Annotated in this window: 18 protein-coding genes; 3 read left to right on the plus strand and 15 right to left on the minus strand. The window is 48.0% G+C overall.

Going from position 1 to position 19,454, the window contains the following annotated elements; genetic code table 11:
• Window positions 1–284: 284 nt before the first annotated feature.
• From ftsH to ABC831_RS09115, 15 genes are all read right to left on the minus strand, one after another.
• Window positions 285–2,081 carry an ATP-dependent zinc metalloprotease FtsH gene (gene ftsH / locus ABC831_RS09045; RefSeq protein WP_343247840.1) on the minus strand — a complete coding sequence of 599 codons (1,797 nt, stop codon included), beginning with the start codon at window positions 2,079–2,081 and terminating at the stop codon, window positions 285–287.
• Between the two features lie 36 nt (window positions 2,082–2,117).
• The gene (gene hpt, locus ABC831_RS09050) at window positions 2,118–2,639 is read right to left on the minus strand and encodes a hypoxanthine phosphoribosyltransferase (RefSeq protein ID WP_343247821.1); all 522 of its coding nucleotides are present in this window, start codon (window positions 2,637–2,639) and stop codon (window positions 2,118–2,120) included.
• Between the two features lies 1 nt (window position 2,640).
• A complete protein-coding gene (tilS, locus tag ABC831_RS09055) occupies window positions 2,641–4,116 on the minus strand; it encodes a tRNA lysidine(34) synthetase TilS (protein WP_343247822.1) in 1,476 nt (491 codons plus the stop codon).
• A gap of 81 nt (window positions 4,117–4,197) precedes the next feature.
• Window positions 4,198–6,042 (minus strand): SpoIIE family protein phosphatase, encoded by a 1,845-nt coding sequence (locus tag ABC831_RS09060; RefSeq protein WP_343247823.1) that lies wholly within the window; start codon window positions 6,040–6,042, stop codon window positions 4,198–4,200.
• Window positions 6,043–6,868: 826 nt separating this feature from the next.
• A complete protein-coding gene (locus ABC831_RS09065; protein ID WP_343247824.1) occupies window positions 6,869–7,132 on the minus strand; it encodes an FtsB family cell division protein in 264 nt (87 codons plus the stop codon).
• A 74-nt stretch (window positions 7,133–7,206) separates the two neighbouring features.
• A complete protein-coding gene (gene yabQ, locus ABC831_RS09070; protein ID WP_343247825.1) occupies window positions 7,207–7,695 on the minus strand; it encodes a spore cortex biosynthesis protein YabQ in 489 nt (162 codons plus the stop codon).
• A gap of 7 nt (window positions 7,696–7,702) precedes the next feature.
• Complete coding sequence (gene yabP, locus ABC831_RS09075; RefSeq protein WP_158348604.1) at window positions 7,703–7,987, minus strand: sporulation protein YabP; 285 nt, start codon at window positions 7,985–7,987, stop codon at window positions 7,703–7,705.
• A 125-nt stretch (window positions 7,988–8,112) separates the two neighbouring features.
• Window positions 8,113–8,352, minus strand: a complete 240-nt coding sequence (locus ABC831_RS09080; RefSeq protein WP_343247826.1) for an RNA-binding S4 domain-containing protein — start codon at window positions 8,350–8,352, stop codon at window positions 8,113–8,115.
• A gap of 139 nt (window positions 8,353–8,491) precedes the next feature.
• Window positions 8,492–8,698, minus strand: a complete 207-nt coding sequence (locus ABC831_RS09085) for a hypothetical protein (RefSeq protein ID WP_343247827.1) — start codon at window positions 8,696–8,698, stop codon at window positions 8,492–8,494.
• A 97-nt stretch (window positions 8,699–8,795) separates the two neighbouring features.
• Window positions 8,796–9,143 (minus strand): hypothetical protein, encoded by a 348-nt coding sequence (locus ABC831_RS09090; protein ID WP_343247828.1) that lies wholly within the window; start codon window positions 9,141–9,143, stop codon window positions 8,796–8,798.
• A gap of 22 nt (window positions 9,144–9,165) precedes the next feature.
• Window positions 9,166–10,383, minus strand: a complete 1,218-nt coding sequence (locus ABC831_RS09095; protein ID WP_343247829.1) for a glycosyltransferase — start codon at window positions 10,381–10,383, stop codon at window positions 9,166–9,168.
• Window positions 10,384–10,620: 237 nt separating this feature from the next.
• Window positions 10,621–10,896, minus strand: a complete 276-nt coding sequence (locus ABC831_RS09100; RefSeq protein WP_158348602.1) for an HU family DNA-binding protein — start codon at window positions 10,894–10,896, stop codon at window positions 10,621–10,623.
• Window positions 10,897–10,987: 91 nt separating this feature from the next.
• The gene (locus tag ABC831_RS09105) at window positions 10,988–11,419 is read right to left on the minus strand and encodes a MazG family protein (protein ID WP_425524576.1); all 432 of its coding nucleotides are present in this window, start codon (window positions 11,417–11,419) and stop codon (window positions 10,988–10,990) included.
• Window positions 11,420–11,472: 53 nt separating this feature from the next.
• Window positions 11,473–13,209, minus strand: coding sequence for a phospho-sugar mutase (locus ABC831_RS09110; RefSeq protein ID WP_343247830.1), 1,737 nt, complete (start codon window positions 13,207–13,209; stop codon window positions 11,473–11,475).
• Between the two features lie 155 nt (window positions 13,210–13,364).
• Window positions 13,365–14,360 (minus strand): CotS family spore coat protein, encoded by a 996-nt coding sequence (locus ABC831_RS09115; protein WP_343247831.1) that lies wholly within the window; start codon window positions 14,358–14,360, stop codon window positions 13,365–13,367.
• A 346-nt stretch (window positions 14,361–14,706) separates the two neighbouring features.
• Between ABC831_RS09115 and ABC831_RS09120 the strand changes: the two genes are divergently transcribed.
• Genes ABC831_RS09120 through ABC831_RS09130 form a run of 3 tightly spaced genes read left to right on the plus strand, consistent with a single transcriptional unit; the run spans window position 14,707 to window position 19,420 of the window.
• On the plus strand, window positions 14,707–16,020 hold the full coding sequence (locus ABC831_RS09120) for an ABC transporter substrate-binding protein (RefSeq protein WP_343247832.1): 1,314 nt from the start codon (window positions 14,707–14,709) through the stop codon (window positions 16,018–16,020).
• Window positions 16,021–16,031: 11 nt separating this feature from the next.
• Window positions 16,032–17,828 carry a sensor histidine kinase gene (locus ABC831_RS09125; protein ID WP_343247833.1) on the plus strand — a complete coding sequence of 599 codons (1,797 nt, stop codon included), beginning with the start codon at window positions 16,032–16,034 and terminating at the stop codon, window positions 17,826–17,828.
• The gene (locus ABC831_RS09130; protein ID WP_343247834.1) at window positions 17,825–19,420 is read left to right on the plus strand and encodes a response regulator transcription factor; all 1,596 of its coding nucleotides are present in this window, start codon (window positions 17,825–17,827) and stop codon (window positions 19,418–19,420) included. The genes ABC831_RS09125 and ABC831_RS09130 overlap by 4 nt, the downstream gene beginning before the upstream one ends.
• Window positions 19,421–19,454 lie beyond the last annotated feature (34 nt).

Genomic DNA, 19,454 nt, shown 5'->3' on the forward strand with positions numbered 1-19,454 from the left:
CATATATATTTTAATATTATATAAACATGGAATCCCCCTCATCCCATTAAAACCCCAAAGTAAAGAAGCCAGCTGGCGCTGGCTTCTTTGGAGAAGGTATTTCTTTCTTATGGGGTGTAGCAAAAACTATATAATGTATTGGGGGGGGTTTTTACAATGATTATTATAGCATTGAGGGGCGGATAAGTGTGCACAAACTTTACAAAAATGGATATGTTTTTTTGTGAGAAATTGACAAGGGACTTTCGGCATTCTGACGAAAGTCCCCGTTTTATTGCACAGAATCAGGCTTCGGGCTGGAATAAAGCTTCAAATTCATCGCGGTTGATTTTTTCCTTTTCTAACAGGAGATCGGCACAGCGGTGCAGCACTTCTTCGTGCTCTTTGATGATTGCTTTGGCTTTCGCGTAGCACTCATCGATGATTCGTTTTACTTCATTGTCTATCTTCTGGGCTACGGACTCCCCGTAGGCTCTGGTGTGTGCCAGATCCCGGCCGATGAATACTTCGTCTTCATCATTGTCGTAGCTGATCAGGCCTACAGCCTCTGACATGCCGTACTTGGTGACCATAGATTTGGCGATTCCGGTGGCCTGCTTGATATCCTGTGAGGCTCCGGTGGTGATATCGTCAAAGATCAGTTCCTCTGCCACCCGGCCGCCCAGATCTACGATAATATCCTGGAGCATGCGGCCCTTTGTGTTGAACATCTCGTCGCTTTCCGGCAGGGGCATGGTGTAGCCGGCGGCACCCATTCCGGTGGGAATGATGGATACGGTGTAGACCGGGCCCACATCGGGCAGTACGTGGAACAGGATCGCATGGCCGGCTTCATGGTAGGCGGTAATGCGTTTTTCTTTTTCTGTGATTACCCGGCTTTTTTTCTCCGCTCCGATTCCGACTTTGACAAACGCACGGCGGATGTCCTGCTGGATAATGTAATCCCGCTCTTCCCGGGCCGCGAAGATGGCCGCCTCGTTTAAGAGGTTTTCCAGATCGGCCCCGGTGAATCCGGCGGTGGTCTGGGCTATCTGTTTTAAATCGATATCATCGCCCAGGGGTTTGCCCTTGGCGTGTACTTTCAGTATTTCTTCCCGGCCTTTTACATCAGGCCGACCGACTCCCACCTTACGGTCGAAGCGGCCGGGGCGTAAGATCGCGGGGTCCAGTATATCCACACGGTTGGTGGCGGACATTACGATGATTCCCTCGTTGACGCCGAAACCATCCATCTCTACCAGAAGCTGGTTTAAGGTCTGCTCTCTCTCGTCGTGGCCGCCGCCCATACCGGTACCACGGCGCCTGGCTACCGCGTCTATTTCATCGATGAAAATAATACAGGGGGCATTCTTCTTGGCTTCCTCGAACAGATCGCGGACACGGGACGCGCCCACGCCAACGAACATCTCCACAAAATCCGAACCGGAGATGCTGAAAAACGGAACCCCCGCTTCCCCTGCCACCGCCTTAGCCAGCAGAGTCTTACCGGTTCCGGGCGGGCCTACCAGCAGAACTCCCTTGGGAATCCTGGCACCTACCTGTATATATTTTTTCGGAGCTTTCAGGAAGTCCACGATCTCCTTTAACTCCTCTTTTTCTTCATCCAGACCGGCTACGTTCTTAAACGTTACCCGCACAGTGGAGTCATTGGCCATCTTGGCGCGGCTCTTGCCGAAGTTCATCATCTTCGTTCCGCCGCCTCCGCCTGCCTGCCGGTTCATCATCATAAACAGGAAAATGACCAGCCCTGCGGTTACCAGGATCGGCAGCCCGATGGTTAAAAATTTATTATCCCTGGCCACGTCTGTAAGAATCGGGTCGATTCCGTTGTCCCGAAGAAGCACTTCCGTCTCGTTCACATCTGATACGAACAGAGTCTTTACTTCGTTGGAATCCAGATACAGTTCCACCTTACCGGTAGGGACTTCCTGATTCTGCTGGATTCTGGCGTTCGTAACCTTGCCTTCCTTCAGGTCCGTGACCATCTGCTTATAGGTGTAGTCATCCGTACTGCGCATATTCTGGTTCAGCATCATGAATACGAACAGCACTGCCACAAGGATCAGCAGATAGAATCCCATCCCCTTTGATTGCTTATTCAAATGTCAAATCTCCTTTCACTGCTCAATTACTCCGATATAGGGGAGATTTCTATATTTCTGAGCGTAGTCCAGGCCGTAGCCCACCACAAATTTATCTGGAATATTGAATCCGACATAATCCACCTTCACATCCACTACTCTGCGCTCCGGCTTATCCAGAAGGGTACAGAGCCTTAAGCTCGCCGGGTTGCGCTTCTTAAGGATCTCCATCAGATAGTGAAGAGTCCGTCCGGAATCAATAATATCTTCTACAATTATCACATGCTTGCCTTCCAGCAGTTCATCCAGATCTTTCACGATCTTCACAACACCGCTGGAGCTGGTATCGTCTCCGTAGCTGGAGACATCCATAAAGTCCAGAGATACGGGCACGGTGATCCTCTTGGCCAACTCGCACATAAAGAATACGCCGCCCTTCAAAATACAGATCAGGTGAACGTCCTTACCTTCATAGTCCCTGCTGATCTGCATACCGATTTCTTTGATCTTGTCATCAACTTCCTGCTCCGTCAATAACACGCTTATTTTATCCGCCATCTCAATTCTCCTTTTCTACCTGTACTTCTAAGATTCTTTTTGTATCTTTGGTGATCTTATACCACTCGCTGATACGATATCCGATAATCCATATGATATGATCCGCATCCGCCAGAAGCGGGATGCTGTCCCTATTCTCCCTGGGGATCTTCCGGTCGATAAAATAGGATTTCAGTTTCTGGTGATCCCCCCCCGAATTGACAATCATGTAATCTCCCGTCTGCCTGGTCCGGATCCGGACACCATTTTTTATTTTATCATAATCAAACCATTTCGTATAGTTCTTTTCCGGAAAAGCTTCGGAATTCTCGCATTTCCTGACCTTAAACAGGAAGCGGTAACCCGGTAATTTTAAAATTCCACGCTCCTCCGGATCAACCGCCACTCCGCCCGGAACCCGATAATCAAATGCCGCCGGCACCGCGCCTCGCATCTGAACGCGTTCCCTGCTATCAGAATGGTCGAATTGGGGTTCTGTAAGCGGCATGATCCGGACCAGATCGATGTGATCATAACCACGCCGTCCGATGATCCCGTAAGGCAGATGTACTTCCTTCCCCACCCCCGCTCCTGTAAGCTGATCCAGCATCTCAATATGCCTGGCAGTGATGTCCTTCATCTGTCCAGCCAGCAGCTCCGCTGCACGGCGCAGCAGGAGGCGGCGGATCACAGGTTTTTCCGCAGACATGGCTGAGACATCCAGCCTCACGGTCCTATCCGCACAGTCCTTATGATCCTGTATCGCAGCACAGGTTTTAAAACGCTCGCCGGCATAGGACTCCAGAAACTCCTGGGCTTCCCTTATCTGACCGGCAGCCTTTACGATATGCTCTACTGCCTTTGTATTGATTTCACGTGCAGCATAAGGCAGTATATTCAGGCGGACCTTGTTCCGTACATACTCCTCCGTAAGGTTGGTCGCATCTGTGCGGTAGGCGATTCCACGCTCTGACAGATACTGCTCGATCTCCTGTCTGGAAACGCACAGCAGAGGACGGATGATCTTCCCTCTTACCGCCGGGATTCCGGCCATTCCCTTAAGTCCGCTTCCCCGGAACAGATTTAACAGCACAGTCTCCGCGTCATCATCCATATGGTGTGCCACTGCTATTTTATTCGCTTTATACTCCCGGCATGCCTCTTCAAATGCCTGATAGCGGAGTTCCCTTCCGGCTTCCTCCACGGACTGCTTTTTTTCCCTGGCGATTTCAGCCACACGGTAACAGTATTTCCGAAAAGGGATATCATATTCCTGACAGAGCTGTTGTACATACCGCGCATCCTCCTCGGAATCCGCGCCCCGGATACCGTGCTCCACATGTACCGCCACCAGTGTCAGCGGAATCTCCCTGCGAATTTCCATCAGCGTAAAAAGCAGGCATACGGAGTCCGCTCCTCCAGATACGCCTACAATTACCCTGTCATTGGCCTTCAGCATGTCATTTTCCGTGATATATTTCCATATTTTGTGTATCATGTCCCGAAGCTCCTTCTCATCCTTTAAATATATAGAGTTCCGGCAGAAAATGCAAGCTGGCTTTTCCTTTTTCCCTCCTCTTTATTTTTTCCAGATTCCGATAGCCAGAACCGTCATATCGTCTCTGGCCTTATTGTCATTATATTCTTTTGCACGCTCCAGAATGCGCCTGGACAGCTCTTTTGGATTATTTGTATCCGCTTCCATAATAATCTCCCGGATCAGCGTATCCTGCTCCTCGATGGGCAGAGCGTCCAGCACGCCGTCAGTGACCATAATGACAAAGTCACCGTCATACAGTTTTTTATTCGTCGAATCAAAATCCAGCTGATGGAAAACACCCATGGGAAGACTGGTGGAGGTGATGGCCTCCACCCAGTGGTCCCGTTTAATAAAGGTTGTGGAGGCTCCGACCTTCAGGAACTCACACACCCCGCTATATAAGTCAAATGCGCTGATATCGACCGTGGAGAAGGTCTGTGCATCGGTCCGTATGACCAGCGCAGAATTAATTAATTTAATGGCTGTCTCTTTGCAAAACCCAGCCTCCAGGAACTGCTCCAGCAGTTCGATCACCTGCTCACTCTCCTGGCAGGCGGGGATACCCGATCCCATACCGTCGGACAGACTGACCACCAGCTGTCCGTTCTCTGTTTGAGTAAATGCGAAATTATCTCCGGAGATCTTTTCGTCTTCTCTGGTAGACCTGGCCACCCCGTACAGCACTTTGAAATTTGTATCCTCCACAAACTGAGTCGTCCCATATTCCTGCCCTACGAAATTCCGGCTGTCCCTGGCCGGCACCATGGGCTTCTTTATCACTTTGGATAGCGCATTTGCGATCTCTTTGGTCGAGATACATTTTCCCCGCTGTTCTTTCATGGTCAGGTACACCTCCTGCCGTTTTTCCCTGTTCTCCAGCATGGAGACGGAAGAAACCGACACTCTCATACTTCTTAACTTTTTTCGGATCATATCCTCTAAGTCTTCATTCTGCTGTTCCCCCTCCTTCATATCGTCCGCGACCGTGACCATGATCTGGGCCACCTCGCTTAGCTGCGCCGCTACGGCCTCTCTGTTTTCCATCAATTTATTATTCCAGAGCAGGTTCTGCCTGGCTCTCTTAAAAATATCCACGGTCTCTTTCAGGAACCGCTTGCTGTGGATACAACGGTGGGAAAACTGCTGCTCTATGCCCGGGCTTAGGCGTTCCCCATTTTGTTCGATATCCGTAAAGATCTCGTATGTAAGCTTGTACGTATCCAGAAAATCATTTTTCCAGCATTTCTGCTTCCGCTCGCAGTTCTGGCAGATCCGGTCCGCGATCTCATCAAACATCCGTCCCACGTCCTGCTCCGATAAAGTCTCCTGGTAGCTGGGCATCTGGGAAACCGTGCTGGCCAGATTCTGAAAGGACTCTGCCAGGCCCTTCATCTTCTCCCGCACCGGATTATACTCTTCCACGTTCTCTTCTTTCTTCCGAAAGGAAAAATATAAAAACTTGCCGATCATAATATCAAAGATAACCGTCAGTGAGAATACAAGGACTCCCTCGCAAATGCCCCGAATCAGGTCGCCAACCGGCCGTACCATCAATAAATAATCGGTAAACTCCATTGCAGCGATCCCGGCTCCGGCGAAAAAACCCACTGCCCACTTTCCGACCCGTTCTCCTCCATTTTCCAGAAGGTTGGTCAATACCACGACGATCACCATACAAAGTCCATACTTTGCCACCTGCAGCAGCGTCCCCTGGGTAGCAATTCCAATCAGTACCGCCGGAAAAATCAGGGCCCGGTACGCGTTCTCCAGATATACCGCCGAGAACCAGGCCAGTCCCACTGGGAAATACCCCATCACCGCCAATCCTCCCGCACCAAATCCTGCCACCTGCAAAGCCAATTTCCTCCAAGATACTTTTTTCATGACGATCAGCCTCCCCTTTCCATGTTTCATACGATAACTCTTTCTTACGATATGCTGGTTCTTACAATATGCTGTTTTTTGAGTCATGCTCACCCACGTCCCATCCCCGGGCCGCAGCCGGCATCTATATGTAGTTGTCCGCATTTCCACACCTCTTTGTACCGCTTTCCCGTGTCGTGTACGCTATGCGTTGTGCTCTTCTTTCCTGGCACCATTTGTTCCGTGCGATACGTGCGCTGTGTCATGCGCCTGTTGGATCAGCGGCAGATGTACACCGTCATCCCTCCGGCGTTATGCGCTGATACTGCGGTATTATAGAGGCTCCCATCTGAAATCTTTGTCAAACGGAAGACCGATTTTCAAAAACTTTTAGACAAATATTTTCGGTTTTGCCTGACAAAGTCGGATGGAGGGACCTCATTCTTTTTAGGAAATTAAATTAAAACGACGCATAATCGCCCGTATATGCCTCGGGGAAAACCTTTGAACATCGGATTTCCCGGAGGCATATGCGGGCGATAAAGCATCGCTTACGCTTACTTTTATTTCTAAGATAAATATGATAATTGTTCGATTCCTCAATCTATCGTGTCAATTCACAATGAACACGCACGTATTCCGTCACTGCCTAATTATGTTCCTTTTCAGGTATGCTTATACTTCCCATAGAAATCGAAATCCGCAAAATAAAAAGCCCTTCTCAATCCACATAATTGTTGATTTCGAACGGCTTGTGAAACAAAAATATAATGTTGTTAAAATATGGAAAAACTCCTCTGCTGAAAACCTATCAGGAACATTGGTCGTTCCAGCAGCTGCAAGCATGCTATTTGCTGTCTTCCGGCTTGAAGATAATCTCGTCATCATAGACGAGCCCAAGCTTGTCCTTAGCTACCTCTTCGATATACTTTTTGGTATTCACGTATTTCTTCAAGTCTTCAATCTCTTTTGTCCTTTGCTTTTCTTCATCTATCTGTGCGTTGAGCTGATCGGCACGTTCCTGGTATGTTCCGCTTTTCGCACGCAGGTTCATACTGTTCGCATTGACCACTACCACGAGTGCCAAAACGACTACCGCGACGATTCTCATTCCGATTTTGTTTTGATTTCTTCTTTTCTTTCTTCTCCTGGCCATATGTATACCTCGCTGTCTGAAAACCCTGATTAATGTCTGCGTATTACTATTTTAACTTCTTTGCCCAGTTTTTTCAATCGTTTCCCAAAAAACTTTCTAAGTTTTTTCAGACGTTTTCCGACATGTTTTACCGGCTTGGCCGCCGTTCTTCCCATCCAGCGGAATGGACGCAGAATCAGGCCTATGATTTTTAGTATGGTGCGGACGATAAAGTTTAACGCGGCTGAGATGTATTTCACGAAGAATGGGCTGATGCTTATGTTGTAGAGGAGCATTCCCAGCACAATGGCAGCTATGGAGAATCCCCGGATGATTCCGTCGTTTTCCGTATAGAGCATCTTAAAAATCAGCAGCCCGCTCATGACCCAGAAGCACAGGTCCTCAAAAGCAGTAAAGATTACTCCGTGTTTCACCACCCGCCGAAAGATCCTCAGCACATCATAAATGAATACGATAAAAACTCCCGACAGGACGCAGTTTAAGAAAAAACGGGTTTCCCGCATGATATCCTGACTCATAGGCCGCCTACTTGAACAGTCTTCCGAGCAGGGATTCACCCTTATTTGCATAACCACTGACGTCGGAATAGGTCAGGCTGTCGATCTGCCCCTCGATATCGACCTCCCCTTTTTCCAGTGTCAGTCTGTTCACGTGCAGATCGTTTCCCTTAATCATCAGCATACCCTGGTCTGTCTCTAACAAAATTTCCTTAATATCAAAGGACAGCACGTCCGAAACACCACTAATCGTTCCCGATTTGCGGTTGTTTAAGATTACTTTGTGAGCTCTTTGCGTCTGTCTTTCTTCCACGATAGGACCCCCTTTTATTAAGATAAGAATTTCACTCGCGTAGCTTTCCGCCTGTGACGGGCCGCGCAAGCGGCATATTCGTCTTTCGTAAATTCTATGAAAGGGGACGTCCATTTATAACCTGATTATAAATATTTAAACAACTCAGCGGCCTCGTCCTTCTTAACCGTTTCCTGCACATCCAGAACTTCTATCTTCACATTCCTGGTTCCGAACTGGATCTCAATAATATCTCCAGCCTTGATGTCTACACTGGCCTTTGCCACTTTCCCGTTCACACTGACCCTGCCCGCGTCACAGGCTTCATTGGCCACGGTTCTGCGTTTGATCAGTCTGGATACCTTCAGATATTTATCTAATCTCATATTGTCTTCTCCTGTCTGCTTCCTGTTTTTTAACCCGTACTACTTTTATACCATATCATATACCATACCACATTATATCCCGATCCATCAACTCCTGGCAAGGCACTCTTCCTGCAGCCAAGCTCATCCTAAGGTTTATTCAGACAGTTACCGCCAGGATTTCCATATCACCGTCCAGTAGATAGGTTCCTTCTCCCGATTCCAGGAATAAACTGTCCCCTTTCTTTAACGGATATTCCTGTCCTTCCGACAGGAGTAAGCCCTTCCCTTCGATACACATGAGTGCGCAAAAAGAATCCGGCGATAAGTTTCCACATAATTTCCCCTGAACCTGATATTTATCCAATACCTGACGTCCTCTTTTATTCAGGTACTCCTCCAGGGGTAACCCGGTATAAGGCCCCCCTCCGGACACGGTTCATTCCGTGGCGGAAAAATGCGTACTACACGATGTTCTCACCCAATAAAATTTTGGGCATTGTGGTTAGGCAGCGGTTCCACCTTTTATAAAATTGCTCTAATCCAAGTTTTGAAACACGGGCATGAGTTTCTTCGTCCTCAAGTGTCCAGTGCAAAATATATGTGACTTTACCTACCCATTTTGTCAAGCGAATGGGTGGTTTTCCTTCCCTGACAGCGTTGAAACTCTCTTGCCGGTGTGTTCGTTTGATATACTTCACATCGATTACTCCGGGTTGCGAAAGATAGAACTCGGCAACCTCTTTCATTAAAGTTTCAATTTCCTCTTGTTTATCAATTTTTGCTTCATAAATGCAAATTTCATTAAACATCCCAATCCCCCCCTTTTTATAGCTATGAACACTCCTGGCTCATGATTGCATGAGTAATTAATTCAACCGCTTTGTCCACTCCGCCCTCTGCCTGTATTTTTTTTGATATTTCCTCCGCCTTTTTCCTCTTTTCATCATAAACCTGCTGCATTTCATTTATTGCCCCGATAATACGTTCTTCACTTAAATCCTTTGATCGTATCGGTTTTACAGAAACATCAAGTTCACTCAGCCGCATAGCAAATCCCATTTGGTCGAGTACATGCGGCACCGGTATCGATGGGATTCCATAGATCAGGGATGCTGATGCCGTTCCAAAACCACAATGATGGATAACACAATAGCCTTGCTTAAACAGCCAACTGTGCGGAACCGACCCGCATGCTATCATAGTATCCGGCAATTTGTAATTTTGTAACGATTTCTGGAATCCCTGGATAACAGCTCTTTTTCCACACGCTCTGAACGCGCGGATAAACATCCCGAGTTTTTCTCTTTCTTCTTTATCTTCAAAAGCCATTGCCCCGAGCGCAAGAATTATGGGCTTGTCTCCGTTTGCCAGGAAATCAGCCATTTTTCTTTCAGGTATATAATTTTTTTCATCCTCATACCAGTATCCAGTTAATATGTGGTGGCTTTCCCAATAGGGGTTTCTCTCTGTTACATACTTACTGATCGGTATCATATTTAATTTTTTAGACATTATTTCGTCTGATGATTTCACTTTAGGCAGTCCATAAACTTTTCTGATTTTGTTATATGGTTTTGCCATCTGTACACTTATCAGATTACCAACTAATTTGCCTGCCCACTTCTGTTTTTTCAGTTTCTCAGCAATCATTTCGGTCTGTAGGGTTACATTTACTGTAGGTATGCCGAGCGCTTCTGCTTCCGTCGCGCCCATTTGACTGTGTGAAACGATAATTAAATCGTTTCCTTTACATGCTTCATATATTTCATTTGTTGAATTTCGTATTATTTTAAAAACAAAATTCATTGTCTTCAACATGCTAACTATAGGATTCGAATTTTTACCCCGTATAATAGCTGCCGTCTTTTCTATATTTATATCAGGCCCGATTGGCTTAAAAGTAATTCCTCCGTGTTCTATTAACTCCTTCCAACATGGATGTGAACCAATTAGCGTTTCATACCCATATTTATTTAAAGCCCTGGCCAAGTAGATATATGGTTGTACATCTCCTCTTGTTCCCATAGTAAACATGGCTATTTTTTTCATAGTATTCCCCCGCAAACTAAAATTGTTTTTAAAATTATACCATACTCTTATCGAAGGAGTTATTCTTTTATTTGTTCAAAGTTCTGCTGGATCTTAGGCTGCGATCCTTCGGCCTCAGACTATCAGGTGCTGAAATATCTGTTCCAGGCTACCAGAAGGCACCCATTACCCCAAAAAAGGGCTGTCCACACTTTCGTGTGACAGCCCTGATCAGTTCAAATCCTGAGGTAAACAGAATTATGCGTTTACAGCATCTTTTAAAGCTTTACCAGCTTTGAATTTCGGCATTTTGGAAGCCGGGATGGTCATGGCCTCGCCACTGCGGGGATTACGTCCTTCTCTGGCTGCTCTTTCAGCAACTTCGAAAGTTCCGAAGCCTACTAACTGAACTTTTCCGCCTTTTACTAATTCTTCAGATACAACATCGATAAACGCTTTCACAGCTTTTTCTGCATCTTTTTTGGATAATCCTGTTTTGTCGGCCATAGCCGCTACTAAATCTTGTCTGCTCATGGATGAACTCCTCCTCTGATTTCTTACTGCAATAGTAGTATTAAAGCTATAAACACTTCAAAATTAGTTATAACTGTTTCCGCCCTATTTGTCAAGGAAATTCGTGATGTTTTGCCGCTTTTGCGGCCTTTTCTGCTTTCTTGATCTCTTCCCAGTTTAAAAGGACCTCTGCGGATGTGTCGGCATGTCCATTGCCAAATACATGCGGATGCCTTCGTACCATTTTCCGGGATATCCCGTTGATGACATCATCGATGGTAAACCGGCCTTCTTCTTCTGCAATCTGGCTGTGCATCAGGACCTGTAACAGTACATCCCCCAGTTCCTCACACAGGTTCTCATCATCCTTATTGTCTATGGCCTGCAGCACTTCTTCACATTCTTCCGTCAGACATGGCTTCAGGCTCTCGTGAGTCTGCTCCCGGTCCCAGGGACAGCCGTTCCCGGATCGCAGATGCCGGATGATATCCACCAGTTCCGCAAATGAGTAATTTTTCTCCATAGCTTCCATCATACCTCTCATAGGATAACCGCTTCCGTGCGAATGTTATGATTCACGGCCCCGCTGCCTCGGTTCTACAGCATGCATTCTACCATGGCCAGCACTTCTTTGCCAAGAGCTTCCGACTTCTGATCGGCGTCTTGCATGGAGCTTCCTTTGATCCCATAGTAGAATTTGACCTTAGGTTCCGTACCGGACGGGCGGACACATACCCACGCATCGCCCTCCAAATCGTAGTATAGGACGTTCGATGCGGGCAGGCCTGTGCCGGTAACCTCCCCGGTTTTCATATTCCTGACCGTGTCCAGCTTATAGTCTCTGGCGGATAATACCTGATAACCGCCGATGGCGGACGGAATCTCCTTGCGCAGATTTTCCATGATCTCCTGGATCTTCGCCAGCCCTTCGATCCCTTTGAGGGTAATGGACTTGACGTCGTCTTTGTAGTAGCCGTATTTCTCATACATATCGATCATGGCATCCCACAGGGTCTTACCCTGCGTCTTATAGTAGGCGGCCGCTTCGCACAAGGCCATGGTGGCGACGATGGCGTCCTTATCCCTTGCATGGGTGCCGATCAGGCAGCCGTAGCTTTCCTCGAAGCCAAAGAGATAGGTTCCTTTGCCGCTGTTCTCAAATCCCAGGATCTGCTGGCCGATGAATTTGAATCCGGTCAGCACCTCAATCAAGCGGATGTTGTAATATTTAGCGATCGCGTCTGCCATATTGCTGGTAACGATCGTCTTGATCAGGGCGCCGTCCGCGGGAAGGCCTCCGTTTTTCTCCCTGCGCTGTCCGATCTCGTATTCTGCCAGCAGGCAGCCGGACATATTTCCGGTAAGGGTGATGTATTCCCCTGTTTTGGTGTCTTTTACATAGACGCCCAGCCGGTCGGCATCCGGGTCGGTGGCCAGGACCAGATCCGCGTCCAGCTTCGCCGCCAGATCCAGCGCCAGCTTAAATGCCGCTTTATCTTCCGGATTCGGGTAGCTGACCGTAGGGAATTCTCCGTCGGGCAGTTCCTGTTCCGGTACCACGTAGACATTTTCAAAGCCCAGCTCCTTTAACACTCTTCTGGCCGGGATATTGCCTGTCCCATGAAGGGGGGTGTAGACGATCTTCAGATCCTTCTGCGCTGCTTTGATCGCTTCCGGATGGATCACCTGCTTTTTCAGCTCTTCAATATAGGGGTCGTCCACTTCACTTCCGATGACCTGATAGAGGCCGGCTGCCTGGGCGGCATCCTTGTCCATGGTTTTCACGGTGCTGTAATCGGTCACTTTCTTCACTTCCGCCATGATTCCGGTGTCGTGGGGCGGGGTGATCTGGGCTCCGTCTTCCCAGTATACCTTATAACCGTTATATTCCGGGGGATTATGGCTGGCCGTGATGTTAATTCCGGCGATGCAGCCCAGTTTCCTGACTGCGTAGGACAGTTCCGGGGTGGGACGCAGTGTTTCAAATATGTAAGCTTTGATGCCGTTGGCTGCCAGGCACAGCGCTGCTTCCTGGGCAAATTCCGGGGACATTCTCCTGGAGTCATAAGCAATTGCCGCTCCCTTGTCCTGAGCGCCGATACCGTTGATGTAATTGGCCAGTCCCTGGGTGGTTTTACGCACCGTATAAATATTCATACGATTGGTTCCGGCTCCGATTACTCCGCGAAGTCCGGCCGTTCCGAATTCCAGATCGGTATAAAACCTCTCCTTAATCTCATTTTCATCGTCAGCAATACTCTTGAGTTCTTCTTTCGTAGCTTCGTCAAAATAAGGATTTGCAAGCCACTCCTGATACAATTCCTTGTAATCCATGGTAGAACCTCCTTTATGATCTCTTACTCCTCCCGCACTGTCCGGCGGAGTATATAGAAAGGTGCCATCGAAGGTTCTGGCTCATCGATGGCACTTCCCTGCTAGAGACATTATATAATAAAAAAGCAAAAAAAGAAACTCTTTCATCGCGAAACTCAGGAAAATAGTTCCTGCAAAAACCGCTCCCGTTCGACATTCTGACGGACCAGAATCTCCAGTTTCTCTGTATTTTTATCCGGTATCCACGCCTTGTTGCCATTGTAATAATGATTGGCCACCTTCCAGAACTTCTCCGGATAGGAAAGCCGCAGCCGCAGATTCTGAAGCTCACTTTTATCCGTTGACCTCACCTTCACATACTGATCCACCATCTTGCTCCCAAGGGAGGCGTCCCAGTCATGCTTCTCCAGGATCTTCCGCATGAAGTGATAGAGATCGCTGATCTGCAGGTCCACACAGCATTTGTCAAAGTTGGTCACGATCACACCCTCCCGGCAGTAGACCAGGTTATGGTGGTTAAATTCTCCGTGGCAGACTTTTCCCTCGTTTAAGGCGTTCTCCCACAGTTTTTCATACCCTGAGTTCTTTATCTGATCGAGAATCTCCTCTCCTTGTTCGTAGAATTCCTGATAATGATTCAGGTAACACAGTTCAAACTGGGACTTCCTTCTCTTGCTGCGTATAAAGTTCCGGACTTTTTTCAGTTCTTTGTTATGCCGGTCATATTCCAGGATCAGGTTTTCCGCGCACAGCCTGTTCCGTTCTTCCAGGTTTAAAGTCTCAAACTCTTCAAACTTCATATACTTATGTAGGGCGGCCAGCTTCTTCACCGCAGCCAGAATGTCCTGCTCACTCTTGGTGTCGCACTCCCGGCCCTCAAACCATTTTTTAACGATATAGGGGGTTTCGTCACGATCTAAGGATATGAGTTCTCCTTCTTTATTTTCGACCAGGGTATCCACCGGAAATCCTTCAGCTTCCAGGTTCCTTAACATCTTCTGCTGATATCCCAGCTTAAACCTGGACCCCTGAAATTCTTTCAAAAGCTTATTTCCCTGATCAGTCTCACAAATGAGGGCCCCTCTTCCCCTGCGAGTCGTGAAAATCTGTAAATCATATTGTTCTAATACGCTAAGGCCCCTGTCATTCACTTTCCATCCCCCCGTTGTTTTCCTTCTAAGGTGTTCTTTCTATTCTATGAAAGGGCGGGGAAAAGTATGCAGACTGGGAAAGGAATAGATCTTCATGCAGCCGTCTGCCTGGCTGATCCTGACACATATGTACCGCCAGACGATAAAGCGGCAGATTCAGATCCCAACTCAGATCCAAAAGTACCGAAAAATCCACATACTTGTATTGTTTTGTGCATGGTTTTTCCTGTATTGCCGATATATACTAAGTATAAAACAGCGGTTTGGGCCGGTCCCACAGGCGGATAAAATTCCTCGCGGCCAGTACCTCCCGCATAAAAATGGAACCTCTGAAGGAGTTCAATCTATGATAAAGATCAAAACACGCTTACTGCTTCTCCCCCTGACCATGATATGCCTGATATCCTCCGGCTGTCAGAAACAGTCTCCCGGCACACGAGACACAGATGCACACAAAGCGGAAACCATCACGTTAATGGCCTCACGGAACTGGATCAGGGATGTCGATCTTGAATTATTTGATAAATATAAAGAAGAAACCGGTGTTACCGTCACCGTACTCACTCCGCCGGATCACGGCTACGACTCACTGCTCATCTCCTCTCTGTCAGGAGGTACTACCGCGATCGACATGTTCATGTTCCACAGCGGATCTGTCGCCCGGTCAGCGGGAATTCCCTCTATCGCGTTAGATCTGAGCGGGGAACCCTGGGTAGGCCGTCTGGAGGAATGGGCCAGAAGTACGAATACCCACGACGGCAGGCTCCTTGGATTCAGCACCTGGGGGATTGATTACGAAGGGATTCTATATAATAAAACATTCTTTCAGGAAAATGATCTGGCTGTGCCGGATACATGGGACGGCTTTCTCTCCCTGTGCGGACAGATCAAAGCACTGGGAACATATCCGTTATATGAAAGTATCAACAGCAACTGGCACGCGCAGGAATGGTTCTACGCCGCCACCCCCATACTCAACCGGGAAAATCCCAACTTCGTTCACCAGCTGAATCTTTCCGTGGATAACAAATTTTCTGAACTCTCCGGGCTCAAGCCCGCGCTGGAACAGATTCGCGCTCTGATGGCCGACACTTCGCTGTATACCCATGAAGATACAGCCGACGACTGGCTCGGCAGCTACCGGGCTTTGAAAAACCGGGAAGCCGTGATGATGGCCTCATACTCGGCCATCGCCTCGGAACTGGTGGATGATTACGGGAGTGAAGACGAATGGGGAATGTTCCCGATTCCCCTCTGTGACAATACCGTCGCCGTATCGAATGGAGGCGGTCCCTCCAAATATATTAACAAAAACAGCCAAAATATCGACATCTGTCTTGATTTTCTGGATTTCATGGCACGGCCTGAGAATCTGGAGATTTATTACGAATCCAGAACAGACCTGGTAAGCGCGGCGTTTCAAAATGTAAAGGCGGCAAAACCCACCACCGCAACTACGGAAATACTGGAGCGTTCCACACAGACTCCCCAGACCATGATGATGAAAGAACTCCTCCACTGGGATCCCAACATATATCAATATATGCAGGGCTTTGCCAATGAAACTTTGAGTGTGGACGAATTTATTGATCATATTGACAGGTACCGTGCTTCGATGCTGAAGACCGATACGGGGACAACATTTAAAAAGCTATATTAAAGGAGGAGATTATGGCAAAAAAGCAATCTATTTCCTCCCGGCTGTTCCGGCCTTATGCACTGCTGTTCGGTCTGTTTTTTGCCGTTCTGGTCGTTATATTTATCATCTATACCACATACAGCATCGAGGGGAAGCTGGTGGAAACCCAACGGCAATTATCCGATAATATCCGGGAGAACATTGAGAATTATTTCATGAATATGAATGACTTTTCCATCTCTTTGATGAACTCCACGGAATTCTGCCAAATTGCGGTTCAGGATCTTCCGCAAGCCTACGTCTCAGGTCAAAGCGATCTGACCGGAATTCTGTTCAGTGAACTGTATCTTCGGGCTTATCAGATGTTTGAGCGGGGCTATCAGATCGGTATCCGGACAGATTCCGGGTATTATATCTGGATGGGCAACACGTATTTTATCAGTCGTATCGATGGTGACATCCCTGACATTTATCAGGATTATGACGGCAGCAGCCATATGATGCTGATGAAACTTGACGCCAATCCCTATCTGCTCCGGGAAATCGAACACTCGGATGACAAATATCTCACCGATCCCGGGCCTGTCATCACCTTATCCCGAAGCATCAACAGCCTGAATGTATTCGGTTACAGGCAGGCGATGCTGGAGATCCAGATCCCGGCCGGGGAGCTGGATCGTCTGCTGGCACGGCTGGTGGTTCAGTCCCAAAACGGACTGAAGGTGAACCTCTATGACGCTTACGGGGATCCCATTTATGAGCAGCTTCCCATGAAAGACCCAAAGCTGGTGGATGGACTGCTCAAACAGAAACAGCATAATCTGGGAGAAAATATTGTGGAGGTTATGCCGTTGCTGGACGGAAATCTGTACATGGTGTCCTTCATACCGGTATCCCAGCATTACGCCAATATGGCCCGCTTTCTGGCGTTGGCCATCCTGATCGGCGCCTCCTTGATCCTCCTTATGCTCTTTATCACCTATAAGATCTCCAGCCGCATATCCGGACCCATAGGAGAGATGTGCCGGCAGATACAGAGGCTGGATTATGAAGTGGCGGATACGGACAGCCTGAAAAAGGTTTCTACGGATATCCATGAACTGGATTTTCTGGCCCAGACGATCAGCGGTCTGCATCATAAGCTCCGTGAATCGCTGGGACAGATCGTTCAGCTGGAATCTTACGAGATTCAGTCACAGCTGCTGGCTCTTCAGGCGCAGATGCAGCCCCATTTTCTGTACAATACGCTCATGACCATGTCTGCGATCGCACAGTCCAACGAGGATTATGAGGTGACACAGATCTGCTATAATCTCACTGGTATGCTCCGGTATATGGCGGAAAAAAACAGCGACGGCGTATCTATCGCAATCGAACTGCAGCACCTGGAAAATTACATCCAGATCATGAGAATCCGTTTCCCGAACCTGGATATAGATGTCCGCATCCCAATGTCCATGATGGCAATTCAGATCCCAAAGCTGATTATACAGCCGTTAGTTGAAAACAGCCTGAAATACTGTAACCGTGAACAGTGCCGGATCGAGCTTAAGGGCAGCGTGTCCGAAGGCCGATGGCGAATCCGGATCTGTGACAATGGAATTGGCTTTACCGGGGATAAAATCCGGCAGTTATATGAACAATTTGACAGGATAAGCCGCGACCATACATTAGCCAGCCGGAAAATCGGGGGGCTGGGGTTGGAAAATATCTATATGCGTCTTAAATTATTCTATAAAGAAGACATGCTTTTTACCATCGCCGACCGCCCGGAGGGCGGAGCCTGTATCGAAATCGGCGGATTAACAAAAAAGGAGAATGGCCAATGAATTATAACCTGCGAGTCATCGTTGCGGAGGACGAACAGCGGATCCGCGCTCATATTACTGAAACGCTTCAGCGCGCCTGCCCGGAAGTCCGGCTGGTAGCAGAGGCGGGCAACGGAGCAGACGCGCTGAAGCTGGCGGCAGATCTGATGCCTGATGTCATCTTGACGGATATTAAAATGCCGGTCATGGACGGACTGGAATTAGCCCGGCAGCTTCATATGAGATACCCAAAGATTATCGTTGTCATTATCAGCGGTTATTCGGAATTCGAACTGGCACAGCAGGCCATGCGCTTTGGCGTGTTTAACTATCTGCTCAAGCCTTTGGAACCGGATAAACTAAAGGATACGTTTCAGGATATTCAGGAAGAATGGCTGTCCAGCCATTCCCGGCGAAAACGTTCCTTTTTACTGCCGGAGGGAGTGCGCACGGGTCAATCCGGAACCGATCTGTTAAATCATGACCGCTACCTGATGTGTTTAGTCTGTATCGGCAATCTTTGCAGTGTGGGATATGACGCAACGTTAGATGACTATTTTGAGGATCTCTTTATGCACATCGATTGGGATGGTGTGCTCGGGTTCGATCCTTCCCTGACCGGGTGGATCTTATCCGATGAGCCCGCAGTAAACCAAAAGTGTCTGATGATCCCCCACGATCCGCAAAATCATATCAATGTCCTGCTGTTTGTACAACGTCTGCAAAAGGCTTTGAGACAGACCCTTGTATACAGTAACGTCACCATATGCTTCACTCCCGCACCCGTGCCGCGCGGCGAAGTGTGGATGACCGCCCAGCGTCTGCGCCATGTGATCCAGAATCATCTGGTATTGGGCGGGTCAGGTCTTTTTACCGCGGACCAGCCGGACCCAAAGGAGATTACCGAATTATATAACATCGCCCGAATCCGGGTCGAGAGTATTATCCGTTCCGCGATCCGCACGACGAACCTCCAGCAGCTGCACATAGAACTTCAGGAAGTTTTGGATTTTGCGAAAGATAATCATTTTCCGCAAAAACAGTATGAAAAACTCTTTATGCACACCTTCCATATCCTGGAATTTTCCATGAGGCGATATGATACCGGCACCGTCGAAAAGTTGATGGAACAGCTGAAGCAGGAACTGTGCCTCGAAATGGAATCAGAGACCATCGATCAGCTTTTTTTCCATTGCGTCGACAACTTTCTGAAATCGCAGGTTCCCTCGATGAACAAGGAAGAAATGCAGCTGTCCCTTTTAAAATATGTGGAGGATAACTATCAAACCATCGAGAACGTGGAGGACCTGGTATCCGTATTTAACTACAGTTATACCTATATCACCCGCATTTTCAAACAGTTAACCGGCGTTACCGTGAACAAATACATTACGGATAAGCGGATCACTGCCGCGAAAAAAATGTTTGACTGCAATCCGGATATCAGCATCAAGGATGCGGGAAATTGTGTGGGCTATCATGATCAGCACTATTTCAGCCGCATCTTCAAACAGGTCTGCGGTATCAGCCCAAAACAATATAAAGCGGAAACCTTGCAGGACCGTGACCCGGCAGCCGCCCTGCTTCAGGCAGGTCAGGATCAACTCACCTGATGATACCGGATTGTCCACATAAGATTGCCGGATA

The organism is Diplocloster hominis, assembly GCF_032380655.1.
GTDB lineage: Bacteria > Bacillota > Clostridia > Lachnospirales > Lachnospiraceae > Diplocloster > Diplocloster hominis.

What these genes read in the sequence shown, in the direction of transcription:
- ftsH (WP_343247840.1), bottom strand. Translation starts at nt 2,081, where the DNA reads ATGGGATTCTATCTGCTGATCCTTGTGGCAGTGCTGTTCGTATTCATG.
- hpt (WP_343247821.1), bottom strand. Translation starts at nt 2,639, where the DNA reads ATGGCGGATAAAATAAGCGTGTTATTGACGGAGCAGGAAGTTGATGAC.
- tilS (WP_343247822.1), bottom strand. Translation starts at nt 4,116, where the DNA reads ATGATACACAAAATATGGAAATATATCACGGAAAATGACATGCTGAAG.
- ABC831_RS09060 (WP_343247823.1), bottom strand. Translation starts at nt 6,042, where the DNA reads ATGAAAAAAGTATCTTGGAGGAAATTGGCTTTGCAGGTGGCAGGATTT.
- ABC831_RS09065 (WP_343247824.1), bottom strand. Translation starts at nt 7,132, where the DNA reads ATGAGAATCGTCGCGGTAGTCGTTTTGGCACTCGTGGTAGTGGTCAAT.
- yabQ (WP_343247825.1), bottom strand. Translation starts at nt 7,695, where the DNA reads ATGAGTCAGGATATCATGCGGGAAACCCGTTTTTTCTTAAACTGCGTC.
- ABC831_RS09080 (WP_343247826.1), bottom strand. Translation starts at nt 8,352, where the DNA reads ATGAGATTAGATAAATATCTGAAGGTATCCAGACTGATCAAACGCAGA.
- ABC831_RS09090 (WP_343247828.1), bottom strand. Translation starts at nt 9,143, where the DNA reads ATGTTTAATGAAATTTGCATTTATGAAGCAAAAATTGATAAACAAGAG.
- ABC831_RS09095 (WP_343247829.1), bottom strand. Translation starts at nt 10,383, where the DNA reads ATGAAAAAAATAGCCATGTTTACTATGGGAACAAGAGGAGATGTACAA.
- ABC831_RS09100 (WP_158348602.1), bottom strand. Translation starts at nt 10,896, where the DNA reads ATGAGCAGACAAGATTTAGTAGCGGCTATGGCCGACAAAACAGGATTA.
- ABC831_RS09105 (WP_425524576.1), bottom strand. Translation starts at nt 11,419, where the DNA reads ATGAGAGGTATGATGGAAGCTATGGAGAAAAATTACTCATTTGCGGAA.
- ABC831_RS09110 (WP_343247830.1), bottom strand. Translation starts at nt 13,209, where the DNA reads ATGGATTACAAGGAATTGTATCAGGAGTGGCTTGCAAATCCTTATTTT.
- ABC831_RS09120 (WP_343247832.1), top strand. Translation starts at nt 14,707, where the DNA reads ATGATAAAGATCAAAACACGCTTACTGCTTCTCCCCCTGACCATGATA.
- ABC831_RS09125 (WP_343247833.1), top strand. Translation starts at nt 16,032, where the DNA reads ATGGCAAAAAAGCAATCTATTTCCTCCCGGCTGTTCCGGCCTTATGCA.
- ABC831_RS09130 (WP_343247834.1), top strand. Translation starts at nt 17,825, where the DNA reads ATGAATTATAACCTGCGAGTCATCGTTGCGGAGGACGAACAGCGGATC.